10 protein-coding genes are annotated in these 12,251 nt (G+C 73.3%); 5 read left to right on the top strand and 5 right to left on the bottom strand.

Going from position 1 to position 12,251, the window contains the following annotated elements:
* Positions 1-275: 275 nt before the first annotated feature.
* The 3 genes from IEY96_RS06710 to IEY96_RS06700 all read left to right on the top strand — a co-directional run bounded on the left by IEY96_RS06710 (position 276) and on the right by IEY96_RS06700 (position 4,990).
* The gene (locus IEY96_RS06710; protein WP_007456482.1) at positions 276-470 is read left to right on the top strand and encodes a hypothetical protein; all 195 of its coding nucleotides are present in this window, start codon (positions 276-278) and stop codon (positions 468-470) included.
* A gap of 303 nt (positions 471-773) precedes the next feature.
* Positions 774-4,373 carry a chromosome segregation protein SMC gene (smc, locus tag IEY96_RS06705; RefSeq protein ID WP_189193917.1) on the top strand — a complete coding sequence of 1,200 codons (3,600 nt, stop codon included), beginning with the start codon at positions 774-776 and terminating at the stop codon, positions 4,371-4,373.
* The gene (locus IEY96_RS06700; RefSeq protein WP_189193916.1) at positions 4,370-4,990 is read left to right on the top strand and encodes an HAD-IA family hydrolase; all 621 of its coding nucleotides are present in this window, start codon (positions 4,370-4,372) and stop codon (positions 4,988-4,990) included. The genes smc and IEY96_RS06700 overlap by 4 nt, the downstream gene beginning before the upstream one ends.
* Positions 4,991-5,060: 70 nt before the next feature.
* Here IEY96_RS06700 and IEY96_RS06695 read toward each other — a convergent pair whose 3' ends face one another.
* From IEY96_RS06695 to IEY96_RS06675, 5 genes are all read right to left on the bottom strand, one after another.
* Complete coding sequence (locus IEY96_RS06695) at positions 5,061-5,591, bottom strand: DinB family protein (RefSeq protein WP_189193915.1); 531 nt, start codon at positions 5,589-5,591, stop codon at positions 5,061-5,063.
* 42 nt (positions 5,592-5,633) lie between these two features.
* On the bottom strand, positions 5,634-6,122 hold the full coding sequence (locus IEY96_RS06690) for a universal stress protein (RefSeq protein WP_189193914.1): 489 nt from the start codon (positions 6,120-6,122) through the stop codon (positions 5,634-5,636).
* A gap of 4 nt (positions 6,123-6,126) precedes the next feature.
* Complete coding sequence (locus IEY96_RS06685) at positions 6,127-7,746, bottom strand: MDR family MFS transporter (RefSeq protein ID WP_189193913.1); 1,620 nt, start codon at positions 7,744-7,746, stop codon at positions 6,127-6,129.
* Between the two features lie 113 nt (positions 7,747-7,859).
* Positions 7,860-8,285: a MarR family winged helix-turn-helix transcriptional regulator gene (locus tag IEY96_RS06680; protein ID WP_091312461.1), complete on the bottom strand. Its 426-nt coding sequence runs from the start codon at positions 8,283-8,285 to the stop codon at positions 7,860-7,862.
* A 13-nt stretch (positions 8,286-8,298) separates the two neighbouring features.
* Positions 8,299-10,011 (bottom strand): alkaline phosphatase D family protein, encoded by a 1,713-nt coding sequence (locus IEY96_RS06675; protein ID WP_189193912.1) that lies wholly within the window; start codon positions 10,009-10,011, stop codon positions 8,299-8,301.
* Positions 10,012-10,157: 146 nt separating this feature from the next.
* Here IEY96_RS06675 and ftsY point away from each other — a divergent pair, with 146 nt between their 5' ends.
* The gene (ftsY, locus tag IEY96_RS06670) at positions 10,158-11,351 is read left to right on the top strand and encodes a signal recognition particle-docking protein FtsY (RefSeq protein ID WP_189193911.1); all 1,194 of its coding nucleotides are present in this window, start codon (positions 10,158-10,160) and stop codon (positions 11,349-11,351) included.
* Positions 11,326-12,225: a phosphotransferase gene (locus tag IEY96_RS06665; protein WP_189193910.1), complete on the top strand. Its 900-nt coding sequence runs from the start codon at positions 11,326-11,328 to the stop codon at positions 12,223-12,225. Before ftsY ends, IEY96_RS06665 begins: the two co-directional genes overlap by 26 nt.
* Positions 12,226-12,251: the final 26 nt, after the last annotated feature.

Genomic DNA, 12,251 nt, shown 5'->3' with positions numbered 1-12,251 from the left:
CAGCAAGGGTGAGGCGTTCACACATTCCCGGGCGTACAGTAAAGGCGTCCGGACAGAGCGTGTCCGCGCCTTGTGGCAACCCCCCGACAAGTGGACCGGGCGACGTGGAGATGATCTACGGCCTGCGGGAACTTGACGAAGGAGGGGGGTTCGGCTCAATATATAGGTGTCGCCAGTCGCGCCCAGCCATGCCCGGATTTCGCGGGGATGGCAGCCGCGAACATCATGGGCGCGCGTTGGCCGGCCTTTCCGGCAGCGCATATCAAGGAGTCAGCATGGCGAAGGCCCTCTACGGCCACGTAGGTGCAGCGCCCGACCGGCGTCTGCTCGACGAGGTCACCCGACTGCGTGCCAGGGTTCAGGCACTGGAGTTCGAGATCACGCGTCTGCGCGCCGACAACGATCGGCTTGCGGCGGCTGCGGCGGAGGCTGACGACCTCCTCCGACTGGCCGAACCCGCGCTGACCTGATCTCCGGTTGTCGGAAAACTGAATCGCACCACACAGAAAACGCGCGCCGACACCCCAGTGCCGGCGCGCAGCTTTTTGTTTTCGGGGCCGTATTCCGCGATCTTGACGGGCCGTCCCGGAATTGCGCCCCGCAATTCTGATCTTGCACTTTTCGTGGCGCACGCCACATCGCCGGAAACCGGACAGCTCCGGCACGGGGGTGGGTCGCGTACCAGGCTCTCCCCGCCCGCGGGTTAGTCTGCGGGTTCACCAGGTCCGCGCAGCCGGCGACGGTACGGCGGCCACCGGACGAGGATCGAGAAGGTGCATCTCAAGAGCCTGACGGTGAAGGGATTCAAGTCCTTCGCCTCCGCGACGACGCTGAAGCTGGAGCCCGGGATCACCTGCGTGGTCGGCCCGAACGGCTCCGGCAAGTCCAACGTCGTCGACGCCATCGCCTGGGTGCTCGGCGAGCAGGGCGCCAAGGCGCTGCGCGGCGGCAAGATGGAGGACGTCATCTTCGCCGGCACCGCCGGGCGCGCGCCGCTCGGCCGGGCCGAGGTCACCCTCACCATCGACAACACCGACGGCGCGCTGCCGATCGAGTACACCGAGGTCTCCATCACCCGCCGGATGTTCCGCTCCGGCGAGAGCGAGTACGAGATCAACGGCGACTCCTGCCGGCTGCTGGACATCCAGGAGCTGCTCTCGGACTCCGGCATCGGCCGGGAGATGCACATCATCGTCGGGCAGGGCCGGCTCGACGGCATGCTGCACGCCAAGCCGGAGGACCGGCGGGCGTTCATCGAGGAGGCGGCCGGCGTCCTCAAGCACCGCAAGCGCAAGGAGAAGGCGCTGCGGAAGCTCGACGCGATGCAGACCAACCTCAACCGGCTCACCGACCTCACCGCCGAGCTGCGCCGCCAGCTCAAGCCGCTGGGCCGGCAGGCCGAGGTGGCCCGCCGGGCCGCCGCCATCCAGGCCAACCTGCGCGATGCCCGGCTGCGGCTGCTCGCCGACGACCTGCACACCCTGCGCACCACACTGGACCGGGAGATCGCCGACGAGACCGCGCTGCGCGAGCGGCGCGAGCAGATCGAGGGCGAGCACGGCGAGGTGCAGGCCCGCCTCGGTGAGCTGGAGGCGGCGCTGGCCGAGGACGCCCCGCTGCTCGCCGCGGCCCAGGACACCTGGTACAAGCTCTCCGCGCTCCAGGAGCGGTTCCGCTCCATCGAGCAGCTCGCCCGGGAACGGCTGCGCCACCTCAGCGCCACCAGCGACGACGAGCGCCCCGGCCGCGACCCGGACCAGCTGGAGGCCGAGTCCCGGCGGGTCCGCGAGCAGGAGGAGGAGCTGCGCGCGGCGCTCACCGAGGATCAGGTCCGGCTCGCCGAGGCGGTCGAGCACCGGCAGGAGCTGGAGCGGCAGCTCGCCGCCGCGGAGCGGGAACTGGTCGCCGCGGCCAAGGCCATCGCCGACCGGCGGGAGGGGCTGGCCCGGCTGACCGGCCAGGTCAACTCCGCCCGGGCGAGGACCACCAGCGCCGGCGAGGAGATCGAACGCCTCGCCGCCGCGCACACCGACGCCCTGACCCGTGCCGAGAAGGCCCAGGCCGAACTCGACGCGGTCGCCGAGCAGTCCACCGAGGCCGACCGGGACAACGCCGACCTGGACGCCCGGCACGCCGAGGCGGTCGCCGTGCACGAGCAGGCCCAGGCCGCCGTGCGCAGCCTCGCCGACGCCGAGCGGGCCGCCGAGAAGGACGCCGCGACCTGGAAGGCCCGCGAGGAGGCGCTCGCCCTCGGCCTGCGCCGCAAGGACGGCGCGGGCGCCCTGCTGGCCCGCGCCGACCAGGTGCCCGGCCTGCTCGGCAGCCTCGCCGGCCTGCTCACCGTCGCCCCCGGCAACGAGGCGGCGCTCGCCGCCGCGCTCGGCGGGCTCGCCGACGCGGTCGCGGTCAGCGGGGTGGACGAGGCCGTCGAGGCCATGCGGCTGCTCAAGATCTCCGACGCCGGCCGGGCCGGCCTGCTGGTCGGCAGCCCCGCCGGCCCCGGCATGGCCGGCTCCGCCGACGCGCTGCGCCCGAAGCTGCCCGAGGGCGCCCGCTGGGCCCCCGACCTGGTGGAGTGCTCCGCCGAGCTGCGCCCGGCGGTGCACCGGGCGCTGCGCGACGTGGCGCTGGTCGACGACCTCGCCGCCGCGGCCGAGCTGGTCGCCGGCAACCCGGAGCTGCGCGCGGTCACCCCCGACGGCGACGTGGTGGGGGCGTACGCGGCGGCCGGCGGGTCGGCCAAGGCGCCCAGCTACATCGAGGTGCAGGCGGCCGTCGAGGAGGCGCGGGCCAACCGCGCCACCGCCGAGCGGACCAGCGCCGAGCTGCGCGAGCAGCTGGTCGAGGCGCGCGCCGAGGTGGCCGCCGCCAAGGAGGCCGTGCAGCACGCCGCCGCCGCCAAGCGGGAGGCGGAGAGCCACCGCAACGCCGCCGCCCGCCGCCTCGCCGAGCTGGGCGCGGCCGCCCGGTCGGCCAAGGCGGAGACCGACCGGCTCGGCGAGTCCCGGGCCCGCGCCGAGGCGGCCCGGGAACGCGACCTCCAGGCCCTCGCCGAGCTGGAGGAGCGGCTCCGGCTGGCCGAGGCCACCCCGCTCGACGCCGAACCGTCCACCGAGGAACGCGACCAGCTCGCCGCCATGGTGCCGCAGGCCCGGCAGAACGAGATGGAGGTCCGGCTCGCCGTGCGTACCGCCGAGGAGCGGGTCGCCTCGATCGCCGGCCGGGCCGACTCCCTCGCCCGGCAGGCGACCGCCGAGCGGGCCGCGCGGGAGCGCGCGGCCGCCCGGCGCGCGGCCCGCACCCGCGGCGCGGAGATCGCCCGGGCCGTGGTCGGCGGCGCCCGCGAGGCGCTCACCCGGCTCACCGTCTCCCTGGCCCGGGCCGAGGAGCACCGCGACGAGGTGGCCCGCGAGCGCGCCGCCCGCGAGGCCGAGCTTTCCGAGGTACGCGGCGCGGCCAAGCGTCTCGGCGCCGAGCTGGAGCGGCTGACCAGCCAGGTGCACCGGGACGAGGTGGCCCGCGCCGAGCAGCGGCTGCGCATCGAGCAGTTGGAGGCGAAGGCGGCCGAGGACTTCGGCCTCGACGTGGCCACCCTCGTCGCCGAGTACGGCCCCGACCAGCTCGTCCCGCCCACCGACGCCGACGTCGCCGCGGCGGAGAAGGAGGGCACGCCGGTGCCCGAGCCGGTCCGCTACGAGCGGCCGGTGCAGGAGAAGCGGGCCGCCAAGGCGGAGCGGGAGCTGGCCCTGCTCGGCAAGGTCAACCCGCTGGCCCTGGAGGAGTTCGCCGCGCTGGAGGAGCGCTTCAAGTTCCTCTCCGAGCAGCTGGAGGACCTCAAGGCCACCCGCCGGGACCTGCTCACCGTGGTCAAGGACGTCGACGACCGGATCCTGGAGGTCTTCGCCAGCGCGTTCGAGGACACCGCGCGGGAGTTCGAGCAGGTGTTCACCGTGCTCTTCCCCGGCGGTGAGGGGCGGCTTGTGCTCACCGACCCGGAGGATCTGCTCACCACCGGCGTCGAGGTCGAGGCCCGGCCGCCCGGCAAGAAGATCAAGCGGCTGTCGCTGCTCTCCGGCGGCGAGCGGTCGCTCACCGCGGTGGCCATGCTTGTGGCGATCTTCCGCGCGCGGCCCAGCCCGTTCTACATCATGGACGAGGTGGAGGCGGCCCTCGACGACGTCAACCTGGGCCGCCTGATCACGCTGCTGGCCCAGCTCCGGGAGAAGAGCCAGCTCATCGTGATCACGCACCAGAAGCGGACCATGGAGATCGCCGACGCGCTCTACGGCGTGACCATGCGCAGCGGCGTCACCCAGGTGATCAGCCAGCGGCTCAACCGGGCCGACGACGAGGGGCAGGGGAACAGCGAGTGACTCGGGAACGCGCCACGGCGCTCCTGGTGGACTTCGACGGCGTGCTGCGCCGCTGGGACCCGGCGGTGGCCGCCCGGGTCGAGCGGGAGTACGGGCTGACCGAGGGGGTCCTCGGTGAGATCGCCATGTCCTGGGGACTGCTCCAGCCGGTGCTCACCGGCAAGGTCAGCCACGCCGAGTGGATGACCAGCGTGGCCGAGGCACTGACCCCCTCGGTCGGCGATCCCGGCCGGGCCCGGGCCGCGGTGGACGCGTGGCAGCGCTACCGGGGCGAGGTCGACCCCGACGTGCTCGCCTTCATCCGGGAGGTCCGGGCGGCCGGTGTCCGGGTGGGGCTGGGCACCAACGCCACCGACGTGCTCGACGCCGACCTGGCCGCGCTCGACCTCACCGACGAGCTGGACGTGGTGGTCAACTCCTCGGTGATCGGGGTGCACAAGCCGGCGAAGGAGTACTTCCAGGCGGCCTGCGAGGCGCTCGGGACCCCGCCGGCCCGGGTGCTGTTCGTCGACGACGAGGACCGGGCGGTGGCCGGCGCCCGGGTGGCCGGGCTCTCCGCGCACCGCTGGAGCGGCTCGGCCGACCTGCGCTACCTGCGCGCCGCGCTGGCCTACTGAGCCGTCCGGCCCGCCGGGGTGGCGGGGCCCGGTCGACCGGTACGCCGCCACCTCGCCGTGCCACCGAGAGTCAGTCGCCGGTGACGCCGTCGATGCGCTCGCGGATCAGGTCGGCGTGGCCGTTGTGCCGGGCGTACTCCTCGATCATGTGCACGTAGACCCAGCGGACGTTCATCTCGTCGCCGCGGCCGTCGCGGCGCAGGCGCCGGAAGGTGTGGTCCAGCGACAGGCCGGCGGCGGCCTTCCGGGCCGCCTCGACCTCGGCGCGGAAGGTGGCGAAGGTCTCCGCCGGGTCGGCGTCGGCGACGGCGTTCAAATCCGCGTCCGGGTCCTCGTCGCCGTCGTAGAGGCCGGGGATGTCCTCCCCGGCGGCGCGGATCCGGAACCACCAGCGCTCCACGTCGGCCATGTGGCGGACCAGCCCGAGCAGGGTCAGGGTGGACGGCTCGACGCTCGCCGTCCGGAGCTGCTCGGCGGTCAGGCCGGCGCACTTGTACAGCAGGGTGTCGCGGTGGTAGTCGAGCCAGCCCTCCAGCATGGTGCGCTCGTCACCGACGTAGGGCTCGTGGCTGCGGTCGATCTCAGGTGCTCTCCAGGTCATCCGGCCATCCTCCGGCCCGGGTACGACGGCCGCGACCCGATTTCAGGGCACCACCACGACCGGCCAGCGTCCGGTGCGGACGAGTCGGGTGGCGACCGAGCCGACCAGCTTGTGGCCGGCCTGCTCGGACGACCCGACCACCACCAGGTCGGCGCGATGCTCGTCGGCCGCCTTGCGCAGCTCGGCGTACGCGTCACCGCGCCGGCACAGGAAGGTCACCGGCAGGCCCAGCTCCTCCGCGCCGCGCCGGAACTGCTCGCGCAGCTCGGCGGCCAGCTCGTCGTGGGTCTGCTGGACGGCCCCGGCCACCACACCGGACATGATTCCCGCGTACGGGGCCGGCGAGCTGACGAAGACCACCACCAGCCCGGACCCCTGCCGGCGGGCCAGCCCGGCGGCGTACGCGGCGGCGCGCAGCGAGGTGCGGCTGCCGTCGACGCCGACCAGCACCACCCGGGGCCCGTCCGTGCCGCGCTCGAACGGCATCGGGCGGGCGTCCGGGCCATACTCCTCACGCTCGGATGCGTTCATCGGGTCAGTCTCGCCCGCCCGTGCGTACCACCGGGCCGCCGCCGCCGATCGCGACGGTCGACTCCCGCTCGACCTCGGCGGAGATCGCGTCGCCGTTGTTCCGGCGCAGCGGCACCTCCTTGATGAAGACCACCGCGAGCAGCGCGATCAGCCCGAACGGGGCGGCGGCCAGGAAGATGTCCCCGGCGCCGTGCCCGTACGCGGCCTCGACGACCGCGCGGATCGGGGCGGGCAGGGTGTGCACGTTCGGCAGAGTACCGCCGCTGCCGGAGCTGGACGCCGGAATGCCGAGCCCGGCCAGCCCCTCGGCGAGGTAGTCCTTGACCTTGTGGCCGAGGATCGCGCCGAGCGCGCTCACCCCGATGGCGCCGCCGAGGCTGCGGAAGAAGGCCACCACCGAGCTGGCCGCGCCGAGCTCGTGCGGGCCGACGGTGTTCTGCACGGCCAGGACCAGGTTCTGCATGGTCATGCCCAGGCCGAGGCCGATCAGCGCCATGAACACGGCGAGCCGCCAGTACGGGGTGTCCGCCCGCATGGTGCCCATCAGCGCGAAGCCGGCGGTGAGCAGCGCCGAGCCGGCCACCAGGTAACGCTTCCAGCGGCCGGTGTTGGTGATGATCCGGCCGACCACGGTGGAGGCGACCAGCAGGCCGAGGATCATCGGCAGCGTCATGAGGCCGGACATGGTCGGGCTCTCGCCGCGGCTGATCTGGAAGTACTGGCCCAGGAAGACCGAGGCGCCGAACATGCCCACGCCGACCGCGATGCTGGCGATCACGGCGAGGGTGATGGTGCGGTTGCGGAACAGGCGCGGCGGGATCATCGGCTCGGCGGCCCGGTTCTCCACCCGGAGGGCGAGCGCGCCGAGCAGCACGGCGCCGGCCACCATGACGGCGCTCTGCCAGGACAGCCAGGCGTACTTGTCGCCGGCCAGGGTGACCCAGATGAGCAGCAGCGAGACGGCCGCCGTGATCAGGGTGGCACCCCACCAGTCGATCTTCGCCTCGCGCTTGACCACCGGCAGGTGCAGGGTCTTCTGGAGCACGACCAGGGCGAGGACGGCGAACGGCACGCCCACGTAGAAGCACCAGCGCCAGCCGAGCCAGTCGGTGTCGACGATGACGCCGCCGATCAGCGGGCCGCCGATGGTGCCCACGGCCATCACCGCGCCGAGGTAGCCGCTGTACCGGCCGCGCTCGCGCGGGGCGATCATCGTCGCCATGATCACCTGAGCCAGGGCGGTGAGGCCGCCCGCGCCGACGCCCTGGAGCACCCGGCAGGCGATGAGCTGGCCGGTGGACTGGGAGAGCCCGGCCAGCACCGAGCCCAGCACGAAGATCGTGAGGGCGAGCTGGACCAGGATCTTCTTGCTGGTCAGGTCGGCCAGCTTGCCCCAGATCGGGGTGGTCGCGGTGGTCGCCAGCAGCGTCGAGGTGACCACCCAGGTGTACGCGGACTGGCCGCCGTGCAGCTCGGTGATGATCCGCGGCAGCGCGTTCGAGACGACCGTGGAGGAGAGGATCGCGACGAACATGCCCAGCAGCAGGCCGGAGAGTGCCTCCAGGATCTGCCGGTGGGACATGTCGACGGCGGTCGCCCGGGTGGGCGCTGTCGCCTGCGTCATCGTGGAATGCCTCCGGAAAAGACGGGGGAAAGAGTTGCCTCAGGCAACCGTATGGCTTGGTTGCCTCAAGCAACAACCGCACGTGGCGCAGCTCTTATTCCGGATGGATCCGGTCAGAAGGTCTCGTTGAACCGGTGCATGAGCCGGGCGAAGTCCTCGACGTCCTGTTTCGGCCAGGATTCGAGCGACCGCCGGATCTGTCCGAGTCGGGCCGCCCGCGCCGCGTCGAACCGCCGGGTGCCCTCCTCGGTGAGGCTGAGCTGGGCGGCCCGCCGGTCGGTCGGGTCCGGGTCGCGGCGGACCAGCCCCAGCGCCTCCAGGCCGCCGATCTGCCGGCTCAGCGTGCCCTTGCCGATGCCCAGCTTGCCGGCCAGGTCGGTGAGCCGGGTCGAGCCGGACCGGCGCAGCCAGAGCAGCAGCCCGTAGGCGTTGGGCTCCAGGTTGGGATGGACCTCACGGGCGATCTCCCAGGAGAGCGCGCGCCCCCGCCGCAGCAGCGCGGTCAGTTCGTGCTCCACGGCGCGCAGGCTCTCGTCCACGCTGAGAGGGTACTCACACCTCGTCGCTGAGCCGCTGTCGCGCCACCGTGCGCAGGTGCCCGTCGCTGGTGGTGCCCTCGATCACCACGTCGGCCGCCCGGCCCTGGTGGGTCAGCGTGGCGACGGCGTTGCCGAAGTAGGGTCCGGCCAGCTTCTTCCACCGCACCAGCGGGCGGCGCACCCCCGCCGAGCGGGCCAGCGCCCGGGTCGCCCCGGCCGGCCCCGGGTTCCAGCCGAGCCGCATCAGCGGGCGCATTCCCGCCGGCACCTGGTTGTGGATCGGGGAGCAGGTGAGCTGGTGCACCGGGGTGCGTACGCTCCGGTCGGCGAACCGGGCCCGGGCCACGTACGAGTGGTGCACGTCCCCGGAGAGCACGCTGATCGAGGCCGGCCGGGGGTACGCCGGGCCGGCGCCGACGCGCGCCCCCTCGCGCGGCGCGGTGCCGCTGCCCAGCCGGGCGAACAGCTCGCCGAGCGCCTCGAAGGAGCGCCGGAACGAGGCCCAGTGCTCCAGGTCCAGCGCCCGCCGCATCCGCTCGGCGAGCTTGGCGACCGCGGGCCGGGGGGAGTCGGCGAGCTTCTCGTTCCAGGACTCCACGTGGTGGATGCCGGGCGGCAGCAGCCAGGGCAGGGAGGCCCCGACCACCAGGTGGTCGTAGACGCCGTGCGCCCGGTCCAGGAACCAGGACCACTCGCCCGGCGGCAGCATCGCCCGGTTGCCGGAGTCGAGGACCCGGCTGGAGCGGTTGTCCAGCATGACCAGGCGGGTCCGTCCCAGGTCCAGCGCGTAGCTCCACTGGTACTGCACGGCCCGCCAGCGCTCGGTGTCGTGCGCGACGTCGGCCTCCTGGTCGACCCGCTCGCCGAACTCGTGCAGCACGCCGGTGGCGTCCTCGGCGGCCATCACCTTGGCGTACACCGGGTCGGCGGCGATCTCGTCCGGGTCCAGGTTGCCCAGGTGCTGGTAGACCCAGTAGGAGGCCAGGCCGCTGCGGATCCGCTCCGCCCACCAGGGCTGCGCGCGCATGTCCGCCCGCCAGGACGCCGAGGTGTTCCAGTCGTCGATGATCTCGTGGTCGTCGAAGATCATCACGCTCGGCACGGTGGAGAGCAGCCAGCGGATCTCCGGGTCGCGCCAGGACTCCAGGTAGAGCTTCGTGTACTCGTCGAAGCTGACCACCTGGGTGGCCGGGGCGCCCTTCGGGCGGCGCCGCCGCCGCTTGAGCAGCCGGCGCACGGTCGGCGAGGTCTCGTCCGCGTAGACCTGGTCGCCGAGGAGCACCAGCAGGTCGGGCAGCGAGTCCGGGTCCGGGGCATCGATCAGCCGCCGGGCGTACGCGTCCAGCGCGTCCGGGGGCAGCTTGCGGGCTGTGGCGTGCTGGGTGGTCTCCCGGCAGGAGCCGAAGATCAGGCGCACCGGCTGGTCCCGGTCGTCCGCCGCGCGGGTCCGGATCACGCTGGCCGGGAAGCCGCTCTCCGGCACCGGCCAGGCCACCTCGTCGTCGATCAGCACCTCGTAGGTGGTGCTGCTGTCCGGGGCCAGCCCCGACACCACCACGATCGCGTAGTGGTGGTCGTACGCCGAGAAGGTGGGCGCGCTGCCGGTGGCCCCGCCGGCCGTGCGGACGGTGACCACCGCGGGGGCGCTGGTCTCCACCCAGACGGTGGCGCGCGTGCCCACGACCCGGCGCAGCAGGGGGCCGATGAGCAGACGGGAACCGGTCACGGCGCACCTCCGACGAAGATCATTAACCCTTTCCTACCCGGCCGGCGGTTGCGGCACGCCTTCCAGCCGCGAGCGTACCCGCAGCTTGTTCACGTGCCGAGGCGGTGAGTGGGACGCCGTCGCCGGCATCTGACAGGATTTCGGGCATGACGGAATACCTCCTCGTCGCACTCGCCCTGCTCGTGGCGCTGATCCTCGGCGGCCTCAGCCTCGTGGTGCCCCGGCTGCGCCGGCGCCCCGAGCCGCCGCTGCCGGAGACGGAGGTCGACACCAGGGCCGAGGAGGACCTGGCCGGGCCGCCGGTCGAAGCGGCGGAGTCGGACCTGCGCACCGGCGTGCTGGTCGAGCCGCCGCCCGTGGTCGAGGCGCCGCCGCTGCCCACCATCGAGGTCCCCGAGCCCACCGCCGGCCGGCTGGTCCGGCTGCGCTCCCGGCTGTCCCGCTCGCAGAACGTCTTCGGCAAGGGCCTGCTCGGCCTGCTCAGCCGGGACCGCCTCGACGAGGACACCTGGGAGGAGATCGAGGACAGCCTGATCACCGCCGACGTCGGCATCGACTCCACCCGCGAGATCGTCGACCGGCTGCGCGAGCAGACCCGGGTGCTCGGCACCCGGTCGGTCGACGAGCTGCGCACGCTGCTCGCCGCCGAACTGGTCAACGCGCTCGACCCGACCCTGGACCGGTCGCTGAAGACCGCCCCCAAGGAGGGCGTCCCGGCGGTGCTGCTGGTGGTCGGGGTCAACGGGGCAGGCAAGACCACCACCTGCGGCAAGATCGCCCGGGTGCTCATCGCGGACGGCCGGACGGTGCTGCTCGGCGCGGCCGACACCTTCCGGGCCGCCGCCGCCGACCAGCTGGAGACCTGGGGCGGCCGGGTGGGTGCGGAGACCGTCCGCGGCCCCGAGGCCGCCGACCCGGCCAGCGTCGCCTTCGACGCGGTCAAGCGGGGCATCGACACGGCGGTCGACACCGTGCTGGTGGACACCGCCGGCCGGCTGCAGAACAAGGTCGGCCTCATGGACGAGCTGGGCAAGGTCAAGCGGGTCGTGGAGAAGCACGGCCCGATCGACGAGACCCTGCTGGTGCTCGACGCCACCACCGGGCAGAACGGCCTGGAGCAGGCCCGGGTCTTCACCGAGGTGGTCAACGTGACCGGCGTGGTGCTGACCAAGCTCGACGGGACCGCCAAGGGCGGCATCGTGATCGCCGTGCAGCGCAAGCTGGGCATCCCGGTGAAGCTGGTCGGCCTCGGCGAGGGCCCCGACGACCTGGCCCCGTTCGACCCGGCGCAGTTCGTCGACGCGCTGCTCGGCAATGAGCCGCTCGCCCGGGACGCGTAGCCTCGACGTGACGACTGACGATCGCGCCTACGCGGGGTGGCGCGACCCCAGCGACCACCTGGCGCCGCGCCTCGGGAGACCGTACGTGACTTCACAGGAGATCCCGCTGCACGGCGGGAACGTGAGCACCGTGGTCCGGGTCGGGGACACGGTCCGGCGCAACGCCGGCCCCTGGACCCCCTCGGTGCACGCCCTGCTGCGCCACCTCGAGTACGTCGGCTTCACCGGCGCCCCCCGCGCCCTGGGCATGGACGAGCGCAACCGCGAGGTCCTGTCGTACCTGGAGGGGGAGTGCGGGGAGTACCCGCTGGCCCCGCACTGGGTCACCGACGAGGCCCTGGTCACCGTGGCGACCATGCTGCGGATGTTCCACGACGCCCAGTACGGCTTCACCCCGCCGCACGGGGCGGTCTGGCGCTCGTTCGGCCCGCCCCCGCCGGACACCGAGGTGATCTGCCACCACGACGCCGCCCCGCACAACGTGATCTGGCGGCCCGACGGCACCCTCGGGCTGATCGACTTCGACCTGGCCTCCCCGGGCGCCCGGATCTACGACGTGGCGTACGCGGCCTGGACCTGGGTGCCGATCTTCTCCGACCGGGACTCGATCACCCTCGGCTGGAAGCACCCGGACCGGCCGCGCCGGCTGCGCCTCTTCGCCGACGCGTACGGGCTGATCCCCCGGGACCGGCACCGGCTGATCCGGACCATCCGCAAGCGGATCGTCGACCACGTGGAGGGCATCCGGCGGATGGCCGCCGCCGGGGAGCCGGCGTTCGTCCGGATCGTGCACAAGGGTCACCTGCGCCGGCCCATGCGCGACCTGCGGCTGCTCGACTACGAGCGGCACGCCCTGGAGTACGCCCTGCGCTGACCGCGTGTCGAGGAGGAGTGGCTGGT

The sequence above is a fragment of the Micromonospora fulviviridis genome, from assembly GCF_014648395.1.
GTDB lineage: Bacteria > Actinomycetota > Actinomycetes > Mycobacteriales > Micromonosporaceae > Micromonospora > Micromonospora fulviviridis.
This window is presented reverse-complemented; position numbering and strand designations above follow the sequence as displayed.